The 16,467-nt window shown below is 65.2% G+C and carries 15 protein-coding genes and 2 pseudogenes; 8 read left to right on the forward strand and 9 right to left on the reverse strand.

Features of this window, described 5'->3' with window-relative positions; genetic code table 11:
- Positions 1-1,272, forward strand: coding sequence for an NAD(P)/FAD-dependent oxidoreductase (locus IVA78_RS21560; protein WP_247467650.1), 1,272 nt, complete (start codon positions 1-3; stop codon positions 1,270-1,272).
- Between the two features lie 34 nt (positions 1,273-1,306).
- Here the strand turns inward: IVA78_RS21560 and IVA78_RS21565 are convergent.
- From IVA78_RS21565 to IVA78_RS21590, 6 genes and pseudogenes are all read right to left on the reverse strand, one after another.
- Positions 1,307-1,626: pseudogene (locus tag IVA78_RS21565) on the reverse strand (hypothetical protein).
- A 195-nt stretch (positions 1,627-1,821) separates the two neighbouring features.
- Positions 1,822-2,169, reverse strand: a complete 348-nt coding sequence (locus tag IVA78_RS21570; RefSeq protein ID WP_247467653.1) for a DUF3088 domain-containing protein — start codon at positions 2,167-2,169, stop codon at positions 1,822-1,824.
- Positions 2,170-2,222: 53 nt separating this feature from the next.
- Positions 2,223-2,801, reverse strand: a complete 579-nt coding sequence (locus tag IVA78_RS21575) for a hypothetical protein (protein ID WP_247281454.1) — start codon at positions 2,799-2,801, stop codon at positions 2,223-2,225.
- A gap of 196 nt (positions 2,802-2,997) precedes the next feature.
- Complete coding sequence (locus IVA78_RS21580) at positions 2,998-4,311, reverse strand: tetratricopeptide repeat protein (RefSeq protein WP_247467655.1); 1,314 nt, start codon at positions 4,309-4,311, stop codon at positions 2,998-3,000.
- A gap of 15 nt (positions 4,312-4,326) precedes the next feature.
- Entirely contained in the window at positions 4,327-5,349 is a 1,023-nt protein-coding gene (locus IVA78_RS21585; protein ID WP_247467657.1) for an aldo/keto reductase, read from the reverse strand.
- Between the two features lie 270 nt (positions 5,350-5,619).
- The gene (locus IVA78_RS21590; protein ID WP_247467660.1) at positions 5,620-6,045 is read right to left on the reverse strand and encodes a PaaI family thioesterase; all 426 of its coding nucleotides are present in this window, start codon (positions 6,043-6,045) and stop codon (positions 5,620-5,622) included.
- Positions 6,046-6,116: 71 nt separating this feature from the next.
- On the opposite strand from IVA78_RS21590, the gene IVA78_RS21595 reads away from it, so the two are divergent.
- Positions 6,117-6,743: a CoA pyrophosphatase gene (locus tag IVA78_RS21595; RefSeq protein WP_247467663.1), complete on the forward strand. Its 627-nt coding sequence runs from the start codon at positions 6,117-6,119 to the stop codon at positions 6,741-6,743.
- A gap of 56 nt (positions 6,744-6,799) precedes the next feature.
- Positions 6,800-8,014: a hypothetical protein gene (locus IVA78_RS21600; protein ID WP_247467664.1), complete on the forward strand. Its 1,215-nt coding sequence runs from the start codon at positions 6,800-6,802 to the stop codon at positions 8,012-8,014.
- Positions 8,015-8,278: 264 nt separating this feature from the next.
- Here the strand turns inward: IVA78_RS21600 and IVA78_RS21605 are convergent, their stop codons facing one another.
- Positions 8,279-8,584: a hypothetical protein gene (locus IVA78_RS21605; RefSeq protein WP_247467666.1), complete on the reverse strand. Its 306-nt coding sequence runs from the start codon at positions 8,582-8,584 to the stop codon at positions 8,279-8,281.
- A 193-nt stretch (positions 8,585-8,777) separates the two neighbouring features.
- Between IVA78_RS21605 and IVA78_RS21610 the strand changes: the two genes are divergently transcribed.
- The 5 genes from IVA78_RS21610 to IVA78_RS21630 all read left to right on the forward strand — a co-directional run bounded on the left by IVA78_RS21610 (position 8,778) and on the right by IVA78_RS21630 (position 13,880).
- Positions 8,778-9,257, forward strand: a complete 480-nt coding sequence (locus IVA78_RS21610) for a hypothetical protein (protein WP_247281447.1) — start codon at positions 8,778-8,780, stop codon at positions 9,255-9,257.
- 253 nt (positions 9,258-9,510) lie between these two features.
- Positions 9,511-10,458 carry a TAXI family TRAP transporter solute-binding subunit gene (locus IVA78_RS21615; protein ID WP_247467668.1) on the forward strand — a complete coding sequence of 316 codons (948 nt, stop codon included), beginning with the start codon at positions 9,511-9,513 and terminating at the stop codon, positions 10,456-10,458.
- A gap of 112 nt (positions 10,459-10,570) precedes the next feature.
- Positions 10,571-12,682 (forward strand): TRAP transporter permease, encoded by a 2,112-nt coding sequence (locus IVA78_RS21620; RefSeq protein WP_247467670.1) that lies wholly within the window; start codon positions 10,571-10,573, stop codon positions 12,680-12,682.
- Entirely contained in the window at positions 12,643-13,062 is a 420-nt protein-coding gene (locus IVA78_RS21625) for a DUF1850 domain-containing protein (protein ID WP_247467672.1), read from the forward strand. The genes IVA78_RS21620 and IVA78_RS21625 overlap by 40 nt, the downstream gene beginning before the upstream one ends.
- 11 nt (positions 13,063-13,073) lie before the next feature.
- Positions 13,074-13,880, forward strand: a complete 807-nt coding sequence (locus IVA78_RS21630) for a glucose 1-dehydrogenase (RefSeq protein WP_247467673.1) — start codon at positions 13,074-13,076, stop codon at positions 13,878-13,880.
- Between the two features lie 63 nt (positions 13,881-13,943).
- Here IVA78_RS21630 and IVA78_RS21635 read toward each other — a convergent pair whose 3' ends face one another.
- Complete coding sequence (locus tag IVA78_RS21635) at positions 13,944-14,714, reverse strand: hypothetical protein (RefSeq protein ID WP_247467675.1); 771 nt, start codon at positions 14,712-14,714, stop codon at positions 13,944-13,946.
- Between the two features lie 117 nt (positions 14,715-14,831).
- A pseudogene (locus IVA78_RS21640) lies at positions 14,832-16,408 on the reverse strand (sodium:proton antiporter).
- Between the last annotated feature and the right edge of the window lie 59 nt (positions 16,409-16,467).

Raw genomic sequence — 16,467 nt, forward strand, 5'->3', positions numbered from 1 at the left:
ATGTCGGAACCATCGGAGCACATCGTCATCGTCGGCGCCGGCGCCGCCGGCCTGATGGCAGCGCGGGAGCTGGCGCGTGCGGGCAGACGCGTGACCATCCTGGAGGCGCGCGAGCGCTGCGGCGGGCGCATCCATCCGCTGCCGGGATTGCAGTTCGGCTATCCCGCCGACGGCGGAGCCGAGTTCGTCCATGGCGAGGCGCCGGTCACGCGGGCCTTGCTGCGCGAAGCCGGGCTGTCCCTTCAGAAGATCGAAGGCACGCAATGGAGCTTTGACGGCGCAAGCCTCTCGCGTGAGGACCGCCACGATCCGCATGAGGCGGAGCTGCAAGCCGCGCTGCGGGATTTGAAGGACGATCTGACTGTGGCCGATTTCCTGCGCCGTCATTTTGCCGGGGAGAACTATGCCCGGCTGCGCCATTCGATCGAACGGATGGTCGAGGGCTATGACGCGGCAGACCCCGAGCGTGCTTCGACGCTGGCGTTGCGCGAGGAGTGGATGGATGGCGGCCACTCTCCGCAGGCGCGCATCAATGGTGGCTATGGCGCGCTGATCGATTTTCTGGCGGCCGAGTGCCGCGCCTGCGGCGTTGCGATCCGGCTCGGTTGCGCCGTGTTGGCGATCACGGAAGAGGGCGGCGCCGTAGCGGTTCGCTGCGCCGGCGGTGATGGGCTTGCCTGCGACGGGGCGATCCTCACCGTGCCGCTGCCGCTGCTGCGCGAGATCGCGCTGCCGGCGAGCGTGAGCGCGAGGCTTGCTGCCGCCGACGACATCGGCTTCGGCAACGTCATCAAGATCCTGCTCCGCTTCGCGCGGCCATGGTGGCGCGACCGACAAGACGACTTCGCCGACATGACCTTCCTGCTGTCTGACGAAGCGATTCCGGTGTGGTGGACGCGATATCCTGACCAGCATCCCCTGCTCACCGGCTGGTTCGGCGGTCCACGGACGGCGGCGCTGTCGCATCTCGATTCGAAAGGACTGATCGAGGCCGGGCTCGATTCGCTCGCCGCCATCTTCAAGCGGTCACGCGAGGACATCGCGCGCGATCTCGTGGCGGCGGCCGCGAGCAATTGGGCGCACGATCCCTTTGCCCGCGGCGCCTATTCCTGGGCCACGCCACGGACGCGCGAGGCGCAAGCGATACTCGCCCGCGCCGACGGCTTGGTGCTGTTGTCCGGCGAAGCGCTCTATCGCGGCCGCGATATGGGCACGGTCGAAGCGGCACTGACGAGCGGCCTGGAGACGGCAGGGGTGATCTTGCGGAGCTAAGAAAGAAGGCCCGCATCTCTGCGGGCCATTTGTCTCACCAGCGTCCGCCGCCGAAGCTAAAAGTTACGCCGGGACACCGCCGTAATATCCGTACGGGCTGCCGCCATAATAGCCGTGGTGCCGCGGGTAATAGCCGTAGCTGCGGTAATGGGGGCGATAATGGCCATGGTGGTGATGACGCCAGTGATGATGGTGCCGGTGGCCGTGATAATAGTGCCTATGCTGCGCGCTGATGTCGGTCGATCGGCTGTCCTGCGCGTTCTGCTTCGTGCTCGAATTATTGGCCGCGTTCGCCGCCGATCCCCCGGCAAGCGCCGCAGCACCGATGGCGATCGCGACAAAGAGATACTTCATGTCATCACTCCGGTTGAATGTCGTGTGACAACAGATGAGCATGCAGCGCGTTCCCGCCAGAGCGGGCGTCGAAACGACGCAGCGTGTGACGTCCGGTTCGCGCGAATGATCGCGTGTCGTCGGCGTCGCAAGGTAGGCGTTGTTGTGCCGCTGCCATCATGCCGCCGCGAATGAGGCCACCAGCTCGGACGTCCCTCACGGATGCGGATCGGGAAAGCCGTGGCGCTCGGACAGCGCGGCGAGGATCGCGTCCTTGTCGGCGATGAAGGCGCGGCCATGATGGCTGCCGGTCTGGTGCGGCGACGTTGCCCCAATCGCGAGCACAAGCAGCGGCAGCGATTGATTCTCTTCGCCGACCAGCCTGATCACGGCCTGCCGCGGGCGCGGCCACGCAATGCGCGCGACGTCGAGCTGTTCGGCCGCCAGCGGGAAGGAGGCCAGCACGCCCTCGATCAGGGCGCAATGCCAACAGTAGAAGCGGCGGCCCGGAAAGGCCGGGTCCTCGAAATCGGGGCGCAGCAGAAACAGACGATCGCGCATCATGGGTCGCTCCGGAGCATGGCCGCGATCATACATGCTGACGCCAATAGAGGATGCTACTTGAACGGATCCTGGATCGACGGCGCCGATTGCCGGATGCGGCGCACGCTGACCGGCGTGCCGTCGGAGACGAACAAGAGCTCGTAGCGCCGGCCTTCGCTGTCGGTGGCGGAGCAGGTGACGTCGTTCACCTTCCTGGCGGCGAAATTGCCGGTCTGGCGGCAGATTCCGGTGGAGGTCTGCTCGGACGGCACCGGCAGGCCGTCGACCTTGGGACGGTCCTTGGAGTTGAGCAGCATGCGGTCGATCGGCAGCTCGTAGGAATTGTCGTCGGCGCGTTTGCCGTTCTCGCCCGAGAACGACACCACGTGATTTGCGTCGGTGGGATCGTCGACCGCCACCGCGAAATTGACCCGGCCCTTGTCGCCATGGGCGTAGGCGATCGTCTTGCAGGCATAGGTGCGCCCGGCGACTTTGAGCGTTTTGCACTTGCCCGACATCAGCGCCAGCAGGTCAATGAAGGCGTTCTGCTGCTCGAGCGGATTCTTGACGGGAATGGGAGCGGAAGACTCGGCAAAGCAAGGGCTTGCCAGGGCAATGAGGGCGGCACCGAGGACCGGTCGGCGGAGGCGCATCGGAAGGCTCATATGCCAGAGAACCAGGGACAAGTTCCGTCCGATAACCATCGAACCGCCAATTGGCTGCGATCCCGTTTGCCTTGCCCGACCCATCTGGAATACCACCGCGTCACCCCAACGGCGATTCGTCGAAATCGCCCAGCCTGTCCCAGCCGGCACTTGCCGTCAGGCTAGTGTTTTTTTGGTGGCAGAGCTAGCCCATCGCCGCCTGCCAACGCCTATCGCGCAAGGATGGCCGGCGGTGCAGGCGGGCGTCGAGCAGGGCGCGGGCGCGGGAGAGCTCACCGCTGCGCATCAGCGCGACGAGGTAGGTGTCCTCGATCAATTCGCGCTGCGCGTGGCTGCCGCCAATGCGCGCGACGTCAGCCAGCACCGGCGCGAGCGTTTGCGCGCACGCGGTGTAATCCTCATCCGCAAAGGCCAGAAGCGCGCGGCAGATCGCGGGCACCACCGGGCCGGCCGGCAGCTTGCCGTCCGCGAGCCGCTGTTCGATCACCGCAAGGCGCGCGGCAAGCGCCTCGTGATTCTGCGTTGCGGCGGCGAACAGTGCCATGTGGACGTCGGCGAACGGCAGGCTCGACTTCGGAAACAGCTCTTGCGCGGTGGCATCGGCATCGAGCCAGAGCGCCTTCGGTACGGTGTGGCCGTAGGTCGAGAGGCGCCCCAACAGCGATGCGGCGTCGGTGATGACGTTGAGCGGCGGCGCCAGCGTGACCGATGGCTGAAGCACGTCGGCATAGATCGACAGCGCCCGGGCTGCATTGCCGTGCTCCAGCGCGCCGAGAGCCTGGTGCCAGCGGATGTGACCGTGCAAAATTCCGGCGCGGTCGTAACACGGGATCCAATCGTCAACGAGACGATCGGCCGCCTCGATCGAGCCGTCCTCGAACATCGCATGCAGCACGGCATGCGCGGCATGGGCGTTCGCCCGGCGCAGTTCGAAGCCGCGCTCGGTGACGTCGCGGCCGCGGGGGACGTCGCCGTTCTCCGTCATCGCCCAGCCATACATGGTGAGAAACCACCAATCCTCGCCATAGTGCTGCGCGACGCGCTCGCAGAGCTCATGCCGGGCGCGGTCATGATCGGCCATGCCGGAGAAGGCGAACAGACCGAAGGCGCCGAGCGGCAGCGACAGCACCAATGCATCGCGCGGCCATGTCTCGACGTGCTTGCGCATCGCGGCGATCGCCTCGGGCAGCCGTCCCGCGATCGCCAACGCCAGTGTCTCGACATGGGAGCGCTCGCGTTCGGTGCCGCGTTTGGCCACGAGCTCGCGCGCGATCGCCGCCTTGCCGCGCGCGAGATCGCCCTGCTGGTAGAACGCGTGCACGCGGGCGCGGGCGATATGGGCCAGCGCGAAATCCGGGTCAGTCGCAATCGCGCGGTCCAGCGCCTCTGCCGTGCCGGTCCACCCCGAGAGCATGAGGTCGACGCCCTCGCGATAGGCGGAGGCTGCCGCATCGGATGTGGTGGAGAGCGGCAGGCCGTAGCGGTCTTCGTGAGCCATGGGCGTCTCCGCAGTTCAAGCCGTCCGCGCCCGGCGTCCTTCGATCGGATAGGCGGGATCGTTGTAGCCTGGCGTCGAGGGATGGCCCGGCACGACCAGCCGGTCGATCAGTGCCTCGTCCTCTGCGGTGAAGCGATAGTCGAGCGCGCGGATGTAGTCGTTCCACTGTTCTTCCGTGCGGGGGCCGGCGATGATGGAGGTCACGAAAGCGGAGTTCAGCACCCAGGCGACCGCGAACTGGCCGGCGGTGATGCCCTTGTTCTCCGCGTGATGCTTGATCTCTTGGGCGAGCTGGAGCGATTCCGGCCGCCACTCGGTCTGCATCATGCGGGTGTCGTTGCGGCCCGCGCGCGTCTCCTTGTCGGGGGGCGCATCGGGCTTGTATTTGCCGGTGAGTACGCCGCGCGCCAAGGGACTGTAGGGCACGATGCCGAGACCGTAATAGGCGCAGGCCGGAAAATGCTCGACCTCGGGCATGCGGTTCATCGCGTTGTAATAGGGCTGACTCACCGCGGGCCGGTCGATGCCGAGCCGGTCGCAGATGTTGCAGATCTCGGCGACGCGCCAGGCGCGGTAGTTCGATACGCCGAAATAGCGCACCTTGCCCGCGCGGATCAGGTCGCCCATCGCGCGCACCGTCTCCTCCAGCGGCGTCGCGTGGTCTTCCTTGTGCAGATAGTAGATGTCGATGTGGTCGGTGCCGAGCCGCGTCAAGCTCTCGTCCGCTGCCTGCAACACCCAGCGCCGCGACAGCCCGCCGCGATTGGGATCGTCTCCCATATCATGGTTCATGCGATTGGCGAGTTTTGTGGCGAGCACCCAGGCGTGACGATTGTGGGCAATCGCGCGTCCGACGACCTCTTCGGATGCGCCCTTCGAATAGGCATCTGCGGTGTCGATGAAATTGATCCCGGCATCGAATGCCTTCGCGACGATCCGCTTGGATGCGGCTTCATCGGTCGGCCCGCCGAACATCATGGTGCCCAGACAAATCGGCGACACTTTCAGGCCGCTGCGGCCGAGCTGGCGGTATTGCATGGGCTGTCCTCGATATTGGTGGAGGGCAGCATAGCCAGCAACGCCGGTCAATGCGAGTGCAGCGAAGCAATCCAGAGATGTGTCTGCGGAGGGATTCTGGATTGCTTCGCTGCGCTCGCGATGACGGTGGGTACGCTTGTGCCTTATATTCAGTGTCATCGCCCGCGAAGGCGGGCGATCCAGTACGCCGAGACAGTTGTGATTGATTGAGAGGCCGCGGCGTGCTGGATTCCCCGCCTTCGCGGGGAATGACAGTTGTGGGTGTGGAATTTACCCCGGTCCCTTCAAGAACTTGAACACGCCATTGGCCATCACGATGCAGCGGTCATCCACCGAGACCTCGGTGCTCATGAAGATCAGGCTGCGCGTCGCGCGCACGACGCGCGGGCGGGAGATCAGGATGTCGCCGATCTGGCCGGCCTCGACGAAATGGGTGTCGAGCTGCACCGTCGCCATGAACTCCTTGCCGGAGACGTAGCGGGCGGTCATACCGCAGGTGCGGTCGGCGAAGGTCATCATCACGCCGCCCTGGACCATGCCGCGGCGGTTGTGGTGCTTGTCTTCGGTGGCGAGTGCGAACTCGTAATGGCCCTCGACCTTGCGCTCCCACAAGGGGCCGATCAGGTGCATGAAGCCGGTGGTCTCGAGAATGGTCCAGCCCTCTGATTTCAGCCTTGCGGCGGCCTTGTTGGTCATGTCGTCGTCCATTCCTGTGCGGACCTTGCGATCTCATTTCATCGAGGCCGGACGTGGTGTAGTCAAGCATCATGAGACCGTTCGACGATGCCACACGACGGAATATCGCCGCCGCCTGCGCGGCCTTCGCGCGCCTGCCTGAGGAAGAAGCGCCGGCGGCATTGAAGCGTGCCGCGGTGGCAGTTGCGCTGATTGCGGCAGGCGAGGGCGATGACACTGCGTTGCTGCTGACGCTGCGCGCATCGCATCTGCGTGCCCATCGCGGCCAATGGGCCTTGCCGGGCGGACGTTGCGATCCCGGCGAAACGCCGGTCGAGGCGGCGCTGCGCGAGCTCGACGAGGAGCTTGGCCTTCGCCTCACCAGCACGGACGTGCTCGGCACGCTCGACGATTATCCGACACGCTCCGGCTATCTGATCACGCCGGTCGTGGTCTGGGCGTCGGATAGCGCCGTGATCAGGCCGAACCCGGACGAGGTCGCGTCCGTCCATCGCGTCGCGCTCGCCACGATCGAGCGCGAGGACGCTTTCGACTTCGTCGCGATCCCCGAAAGCGCGCGACGCGTGATTCGCTTCCATCACCAGGCGAGCCTGATCCACGCGCCGACGGCGGCGCTGATCTACCAGTTCCGCGAGGTGCTGGCAGGCCGGCACACCCGCGTGACTGAGCTGGAACAGCCGGTGTTCGCCTGGAAATGACGATGGTAAACGGCACGTTAACGTGACGGTTACCGGATGCCTGCTAAGAGGGCAGCATGCATCACCCACCGATTCGACGCGCCCTGACGCTGGTTCCATTCGCGCTCGCGCTGCTCGCGCCCGCCGCGCGCGGCGGTGCCGACGCGCTTCCGCCCGCCGTCAGCAATGCCAACGCTCAGCTCCTGTCGCAGTTTTTTGCGCAAGGTGGGGCCTCGCCGGCTGTGCTCGAATATCGCCGCAAGCTCGCGGAATATCAGGCGGCGCGGGCCGCCTTCGACGCCGAAGCAGGCGCCTATTGGAGCCAGATTTCGGAGAAGCGCCGCACCCGCAACGCCAAGCGGCGCAGCGGACAACAGATCACGCTCGACGATTACGTGCTGGAGCATCCGCCGCTCTACAACGGGCCGAAGCGGCCGGTGAACCCGGAGCCGGAGGAAACGCCGGAGCGCCCGCCCCGAAAACCCATTCCGGTGGTCGCTGATTTCCTGCGCGCAGCACAGGAGCTCTACCAGTTCACGCCGCAGCGCCCGACCAACGAGGTCGAGTTCAAGCGCGCCTATGCGCGCTACGCGCTCGCCTCGGGGCTGACGCGGGAGCAGGCCGTGCGGGTCTATTCGTTCGAGACCGGCGGCACCGGCAGTTACGACGTGCAGGCGGGAATCGAGCACGGTGGCAAGCGCGCGATCTCGACCGCGATGGGCTACAACCAATTGCTCACCACCAACAGCGTCGAGCTCTTGGCCGAGCAGGGCCATGAATTGATCCGTGCGCTTTCGGAGAAGGTAGCGCGCAGCTCGGGGCCGGCGCGCCAAGCGCTCGAGCACAAGCTCGCGGTACTGAAGAAAATGGTTGCGCATGCGAAGTCGGTGCCCGACACCTGGTCGGAGCACGAGAAGATCGGCAACACCGCCCAGGGCTGGGCCATGCATGCCATGGTGCTCGACGTCGATGTCGGCCCGATGCTCCAGACCCACAAGCTCCTGACCTCGGTGCTGTTCGCGCGGGCCAAGGGCTACACCCGGCCGCTCACCGCGGCCGAGCTCGAGATGATGAACCTCACCGGCGATGGCACCGGCCTCGACATGGTGACGATGCCGCAGGCGCTGCGCGAACAGGTGCCGACCTCGAACTTCTTCCAGCGCGGCGGCTACGAGCGCAACCCGGTCGCGATCCGCCACAACACGGTGGCGAAGTTGCTGGCGGTGACGGATGAGCGCATGGACTTGAACAGCAGCAAAGCCGGCGCAAGGGAGCTGGCGGGGGCGTTTTAGTTAGCGCTGTCGTAGGTTAGGCAACGCGAAGCGTGCCCACCATTCTCGACCGGAATGCGCTGACCAATGGCGGGCACGGCGCTAAGGCACCTTTGCTCACCTACGGCAGCTACATTCTCCGCTGTCATGCCCCGGCTTGACCGGGGCATCCAGTATGCCGCGACCTTTCGATTCAATTACAACGACCTCTGGAATACTGGATCGTTCGCCTTTGCGGACGATGACGCCGAGTGGGTGGCGCCGCTATCGCCGCGAGGTCAAGCCCTACTGATCCGGCCCGAACTTGAACTTGCCGTCGCTTTCCAGATACGGGCCGGTGCGCATGTAGAGCTGGCCGTTGTGGCCGATGAAGAACAGCGTCCCCTTCGGCACTTTCTTGGCGCCCTTCAGCAGCTCGCCGGCATTGCTGGTGCCCATCTTGTAGGAATAGGTCTTGCCCTCCTTGTCGTAGGCGTAGCCCGTGTCGGGCTTGAGCTCCCACGGCGTTGCCGCGGTCTGCGCCAATGCGGGCGCGGCAACGGCGCCGAGCGCGACTGCGATTGCAAATGACTTGGTTGAAAATCCCGTCATTCCCATCCTCCCACCGTCGGGACATTCCGGGTTTGAACAAATCACGAACGGTATTTCCGGGTCAATTCGCGAAAGCGCCGCAGCGCATCACGTCTCGCCCAGCGGTTTGTGATTTTCCCTTCGTCCCCTCGCGACTATGTTCCGCTTTCCGTCTAGAACGCAACTCGACAAATTATGGGTGGGGATGATTCGGATGCGCCATGTGATTAAACTCTGCTGGGCTGCTGCATTGTCACTGACGGCGCTGGCACCGGCCGCCCGGGCCGATGATTACCAGCTCAGCCACAACCAGCGCATTTCGTGCAGCCGCGGCCTTGCCCCCGGCAAGCTGAACACCGCGACCTGCAAGTCCTACACCTATCTGTTCAACACCAAGACCTCGGAATATTTCCGCTGCCAGGTCTCGCTGGCGCTGACCCGCGACAACAAGGAAGTCATCAACGTCCAGACCGACGGCGGCTGCACCAGGAAGCCGCGCATCTTCGAGACCGACGGCAAATACGATTTCGACGCCACCGAGACCGAGCCGCCGAACACCAACTCGTTCTTCGGCCCCGGCGGCTATTCGGTCTGGGCCGCCGATGCCAGCGCGCAAAAGGTGCGCGGCTGCATCATCATCTCCTCCGGCCTCGGCTCCGATATCTCCAAGTGTCTGGACATGACGTTCCAGTGAGGGTGCGCTCCCTCCTGCTTGCGGGGGAGTAGAGGGCATCCGCGGTGGGGCAATCCCCCTAGAGGAGAGAGCCTCGCGACCTCTCCGCGAGCGGGAGAGCTGAGCACTGCGCCACCTCGCCGCACCCGCCGGGTTCCCCAAAAAAATCGAGCTGGAACGGCCGTTTACCGCAGTCCTGTTTTGCCTTTTGGATGGGTTGACCCGCCCCCTTCATCCGGCCAATTTCGCCGCCGGTTTGGGGAGTACAACAACCATGAAACGGACGTTCTTCGGCGTAGCCGCGGCTCTTGCTCTGGCGGCGTCGGCACCTTGCGCTCAGGCGCAATCCTTCATCAATGTGCTGACCGGCGGCACCTCCGGCGTCTACTATCCGCTCGGGGTCGCGATCGGAAAGATCTACGGCGACAAGATTCCGAATGTGAAGACGCAGGTGCAGGCCACCAAAGCGTCGGTCGAGAACCTCATCCTGTTGCAGCAGGGCCGCGGCGAGCTCGCCTTCACGCTGGGTGACTCGCTCAAAGCCGCCTGGAACGGCGAGGAGGAGGCGGGCTTCAAGACCAAGCTCGACAAGCTCAGGACCATTGGCGCGATCTATCCGAACTACATCCAGATCGTTGCGACCACTGAGTCCGGCATCAAGACGCTCGCCGACCTCAAGGGCAAGAGCCTCTCGGTCGGCGCGCCCAAGTCCGGCACCGAGCTCAATTCCCGCGCGATCCTCGCCGCCGCCGGCATGAGCTACAAGGATCTCGGCAAGGTCGAATATCTGCCCTTCGCCGAATCCGTCGATCTCATGAAGAACCGCCAGCTCGCTGCGACGCTGCAATCGGCCGGCCTCGGCGTCGCCTCGCTGAAGGACCTGTCGACCTCGAGCCCGATCACGGTTGTGTCGGTGCCGAAGGAGACCGTCGACAAGATCGGCTCGCCCTTCATTTCCGCGATCATTCCGGCCAACACCTATACCGGGCAGGACAAGGACGTGCCGACGGCTGCCGTCGTGAACTACCTCGTGACCAGTTCGGCGGTGTCGGACGATCTCGCCTATCAGATGACCAAACTGGTCTACGAGTCGCTCCCCGAGCTCGCCAACGCGCATGCAGCCGGCAAGGAGATCAAGCTCGAGACGGCCGCCAGCGGCAGCCCGGTTCCGCTGCACCCCGGCGCGATCCGCTATTACAAGGAAAAGGGGCTGATCAAGTAATACAGGTGTCATGGCTGGGCTTGACCCGGCCATCCATCCACCAGGACTCATCTTTCGATGGATGCCCGGGGCAAGCCCGGGCATGACGATTTCAGGGCGCGGGGACATATCGATGTTGCAGGCAGAGGGCACCGAAGCTGCGCCCATCAAGGTCGAGTTCGACAATTTCGAGCACGGCTTTCCGGAAGGCTTTGGTCCGGGCTGGTGGGGCCATCTCGCCTACTGGATCGGGATCGCGTTTGCCACCTTCCAGCTCTATGTCGCCGCCTTCAACTATCTGCCGAGCCAGGTGGTGCGCGGCGTCCATGTCGGCTTCCTCGTGCTGCTTACCTTCGGCCTGATCGGCAATTTCACCGCGAAGAGCAATTTCGGCCGTGCGCTCGGTTGGGTGATCGGCGGCGCCGGCTTCTTCTGCGGGCTCTATCAATGGATCTTCTATGCTGACCTGATCGCCCGTGACGGCGATCCGACGCGGCTTGATCTCGTCGTTGGCACGCTGCTGGCCGTGCTGATCTTCGAGGGCACGCGGCGGCTGATGGGCGCGGCGCTGCCGCTGATGTGCGGCGCCTGTCTCGTCTATTGGTTCTTCGGCCAATATCTGCCGTCGCCGCTCAACCATCGCGGCTATGATTTCGACCAGATCGTCACGCATCTGTCGTTCGGCACGGAAGGCTTTTACGGCGTGCCGATCTACGTCTCGGCGACCTACATCTTTCTGTTCATCCTGTTCGGCTCCTTCCTGGAGCGCGCCGGCATGATCCAGCTCTTCACCGACGTCTCGCTCGGCCTGTTCGGCCGCACCCGCGGCGGACCTGCCAAGGTCGCTGTGTTCGCCTCGGGCATGATGGGCACGATCTCCGGCTCCGGCGTTGCCAACGTCGTCACGGTTGGCCAGTTCACGATCCCCTTGATGATCAGGTTCGGCTACCGCCGCGCGTTCGCGGCGGGCGTAGAGGCGACGGCCTCGATGGGCGGACAGATCATGCCGCCAGTGATGGGCGCGGTTGCCTTCATCATGGCCGAGACGCTCGGCGTGCAATATTCGGAGATCGTGAAGGCGGCGGCAATCCCTGCGATCCTCTATTTCGCCTCAGCGTTCTGGATGGTGCATCTGGAAGCCGGCAAGCACGGGCTCGTCGGCATGAAGCGCTCGGAGATCCCGAGCGCCTGGAAGGCGCTGGTGACGCGCTGGTATCTCGTGTTGCCGCTCGCCGCCCTCGTCTACATGCTGTTCGAAGGCTTTACGCCGCTCTATGCCGGCAGCATGGGCCTTGCGCTGACGGTGGCGCTGATCCTGGGGACCAGCATCACGGCCGGCGTGTCCGCGCCGGTCATTCGCTACATCTTCTGGATCGGCCTCGCGCTGGTCGTCGCCGCGCTGTCGCGCGACGGCCTCCAGATCGTGCCGGTTGCTTGCGTCGTGGTCGGGCTGATCGTGATCGCGGCGTTCGTGCGCGGCGGCTTTGCGGCGTTGCGCGCCTGCCGCGATTCCTTGGCCGAGAGCGCCAAATCCGCCATCACCGTCGGCATGGCCTGCGCTATCGTCGGCGTCATCATCGGCATGATGTCGCAGACCGGTGTCGGCACCATCTTCGGCGGCTGGGTGATTGGCCTCGGCGAGAAGAGCCTGTTCTTGGCGTTGATCATGACCATGCTGCTGTCGATTCTGCTCGGCACCGGCATCCCGACCATCCCGACCTACATCATCACCGCCGCGCTCGCCGCGCCGGCGCTCGCCAAGCTCGGCGTTCCCCTGATCGCGAGCCACATGTTCGCGTTCTATTACGGCATCATGGCCGACCTCTCGCCGCCGGTGGCGCTCGCCGCACTCGCGGCGGCGCCGATCGCGAAGGAGAACCCGGACAAGATCGGCTGGGAGGCGATGCGCATCGCGCTCGCCGGTTACGTCATCCCCTTCATCTTCGTCTATTCGCCTGCGCTGATGCTGCAGGCCGGCGATCCCATGGCGGCCAAGCTCGGCTTCTACGGCGCGGTGGCACTCGCGAGCTTCAAGGCGCTGGTGGCGATCGCGCTGTTCGGCATGGTCGCGATCGGCTTCCTGTTCACGCGGCTGACGCTGGTCGAGCGGCTGGTCGCGCTCGGCGCCGCGTTCTGCCTGCTCGGCGAATTCCCGTTCAGCGACACGGCCGGCTTCGTGCTCTCCGCGGCGCTCGTGCTGTGGCAATGGCGCCGGCGTCCGCCGGCGGCGGTCGAGGCGGTGTGAGCCTCTGCTTGGCAACGGCAGGCGGCGTCAAGGCGCTGGCGCTGTCCGCCTTCACGTTGGCCTGGACGCATTCGATCGCGAAGGTCGAATGGCAGGAAGACTGGCGGGCCACGCCCGCCGGCCTCGAATTGGTGCAGGCCCGCGTCAAGGGCACTGGCCCCGGTATGGAGCCGCCGCCCGAGGCCCGGCTGATCGACGGCTGGTTTCAGTGGCAACCGAACCGCGCGCCAATGCCGGAGGTCGTGCTGGGTAATTCGGGCACGGCGGGGGAGTGGCGGCTGTGCCATGCTGGAAAGTGCCGGACATTGTCGGAGATTGTCGGCCATCCGATCGGTGCTAACGTCACCAAAATGAGCATCTGCGAACAACAAGAGAAATAAGGGAGATCACGATGGATCGGCTCAACGGCAAGGTTGCCATGGTGGTGGGCGCCGGCTCGATTGGACCCGGCTGGGGCAACGGCAAGGCGACCGCGGTGACCTTTGCGCGCGAGGGCGCGCAGGTGTTTTGCGTCGATCGCAACGGTGCGGCGGCCGAGGAGACCGCGAAGATCATCAATGACGAAGGCGGCAAGGCGACGGCATTCACGGCCGACGTCTCGCGGCCCGCCGAGATCGAGGCGATGGTGGCGGCGTGTCTGAAGGCCCATGGCCGCATCGACGTGCTCGACAACAATGTCGGCATCGCCGAGATGGGCAGCGTGGTCGAGGTGAGCGAGGAGAGCTGGGATCGCGTCTTCAGCGTCAACCTCAAGAGCGCCTATTTCGCCATGAAGCACGTCATTCCCGTGATGGTGAAGCAGGGCGGTGGCTCGATCATCAACATCTCCTCGATCGCCTCGATCCGCCACATGGGCATCTCCTACGTCACCTACGGCGCCTCGAAGGCGGCGATGAACCAGATGACGCGCACCACCGCGATCGAGTTCGCGCGCCATCATGTGCGGGTCAATGCGATCCTGCCGGGCCTGATGAAGACGCCGATGGTCGAGCACTCTGCCGGGCTTGCCGCGAGCTATGCCAAGGGCGACGTCGAGGCGATGTGGCGCGCGCGCGATGCGCAGGTGCCGATGGGACACATGGGCGACGCCTTCGACGTCGCCAACGCAGCGCTGTTCCTGGCGTCAGACGAGTCGAAATACGTGACGGGGATCGAGCTCGTGGTTGACGGCGGGATCACCTGCAAGGCGGGGGCCTAGGCGCCGCCGTCGTGCCGGATCTGCGCTTCGCTCATCCGGGACGACAGCGGAGGTTAGAGCTACCTACTGTGCCAGCGCCAGAATCCCGCCGGCAAACGCGTGCCAGGCCGCCGTCTCGCTGACCGGCCAGTTCAGCACCTTCACCGCCAGCAGTGCGAGCGTGCCGTAGATGTAGACGGGATGCACGCGCCCCATGGTGCGCCAGTCGCGCACCATGGCGACGACGAGCAGGAGCGAGGCGACGGCGGCCGGCGCGATGGTGACGGGCACCGGCGGCGCGCCCGGCGGTCCTGGAGGCGCGAGGAAGGTGAGGAACCAGCGCGCGATCGCGGCATCCAGAATTGACACCGCCGCGAGCAGCATCAGGCGCTTGTGGACCTCGGGCCTCCGAGCGTTCACAATCGCGAGCACGAATGCCATCGCGAAAAACGCGATCCCGCTCATCGGGACGATCGAGAACGCGATGCCGGCCTCCTTCTGCCCGAGCGTGGCGGAATGCTGCATCACATGCACGGAGGCCAGGAAGCCGAAGATCGTCATCGCGGTCGCGAGCGAGACGCCGGCCATGCCGAGTGCGCGGTGATTGACCACGCGGCCCGAGGCTGCGAGCCAGGTCTGAAGCACGAAATAGAGCGACCAGGTGAAGAACAAGAGACCGTGAAAATGAATCACGGGACTTGCGGAGAATGTCCCGTTGGCAAGCGGCACCCAATAGGTCGGTGCAAAGCCCAAAAACGCGGTGGCCGCGCAAGCGAGCGACATGTGGAGATAGAAATATCGTGCTGGCGACGCATCACGCGCGCGGACACGACGGTCGTCGATCAGGGTCGTCATCTGGAATGAGTCTGGCAAGGCGGGGTTTGGTTCAATCCCACTGTCGTCCCGCACAAGCGCTCGCGCGGAGATCCCGGATCGCGCGCGCTCTGGGCGCGCTTGTCCCGGACGATGAAACTATCCCCCCGCGCTCAACTCGGCGCGATCGAGCTCTTCCTCAAGCTTGTGGAACGCGTCGTCGCCGATCACCTCGGTCGCGCGCAGGTCGAAGATCGATTTGCGCGCGGCTTCGATGGCGCGGCGGCGCAGGGGATCGGCGGGCAGCTCGCCATTGGCGATGCCGCCGTTCGGATCGTTTTCCGCCTGCATCAGGACCGCGCGATATTCGAGCCGCAGGATTTCCGCTTCCTCCGACGGATCGCTCTCGATGGCGGCGAGCGCGGCGCGATAGGCGACCGCGCGTCCGCGCGCGACCTCGATGCCGACGGGATCGTCGTCCTTGAGGCCGAACGCCAGGATCAGCGGCCGCAGCGTCAGGCCCTGGATCACCAGCGAACCCAGCACCACCGCAAAGGCGATGAAGACGATGAAATCCCGATGTGGAAAGTGTTCCGGCAGGGCAAAAGCGGTGGCGAGCGTGACGAGGCCGCGCATGCCGCACCAGGAGATGATGAGGCCGCCCTTGGCAGAGGCGACCTGCTTCGGATCCTTCGGGCGATAGATCCGCTGGGCGATCAGCGCGCGGAGAGTCGTCCGGTAGAACGTCACCCAGAGCAGCCGGACCAGCACCACCGTGAGCAGGATCCAGGCGCGGCGACGCAATATTCCCAGCGCACGTCGGCATCGAGCCGCGTCCAGATCGGTCGCATCTGCATGCCGATCAGCATGAACGCGAGCACGTTGAGCACGAACACCATCGTCTCCCACACCGCATAGGAGGGCACCCGTAGCCGCGCCGGCATGCGCAGCCCCGCCCTGCGTGCCATCGTCATGGCATAGACGACGATGGTGAGAATGCCGGAAAGGCCGAGATGCTCGGCGGCGATCCAGACCAGGAAGGTGGTGGCGAACTGCAAGATGATCGCGCTCGGTGCCTCTTTCACCCGTTCAATGAACAGCGGAACAATGCGGCCCGCGAGCAGGCCGGCGATGACGCTGCCAACCAGCGCTAGCGCCATGGTCGGTGCGACCTGGCTCCACGTCAGGTGCTCGGTGGCAACCGCGCCCACCGCGATGCGATAGATCAAGAGCGCAGTCGCGTCGTTGAGCAGGCTCTCGCCCTCCAGGACCTTCACCATGCGGTGGGGCAGCTTCACCTGGCTGAGGATCGCGACCGCAGCCGCGGCATCCGGCGGCGCCACGATGGCGCCGAGCGCGACCGCGGCAGCCCAGGGCATATCGGGCATCAGCCGGTGCGCGACATAGGCCACGGCGGCCGTGGTCAAGCCGACCGCGGCGACGACCAGGGTCGAGACCGGAACCCAATTGTTGCGCAGATCGCGCAGCGAGGTGTCGAACGCGGCATCGAGCAGGACCGGTGCGACAAAAAGCGCCAAAGCCAGGTCCGGCTCCAGCGTCCAGGACGGGCTCGACGGCACGAAAGCGATCAGCGCGCCACCAATGGCGAGGAAGGTCGGGTAGGGGACCTTGATTCGCCGCGCCAGCGCCGATAAGCCGACGGCGCCGAGCAGAAGCACGATGATCCATTCGAATGTCGACACGGTGATTCCCGAAACCGATTTGAGCGGCGCCACAAGCTAGCACCAATCCGGCCGTAATGATGGATAGTGGGGCGACCAGGCAAGATTGAAGG

Source organism: Bradyrhizobium sp. 137 (assembly GCF_023074095.1).
In the GTDB taxonomy this organism is placed as follows: Bacteria; Pseudomonadota; Alphaproteobacteria; order Rhizobiales; family Xanthobacteraceae; genus Bradyrhizobium.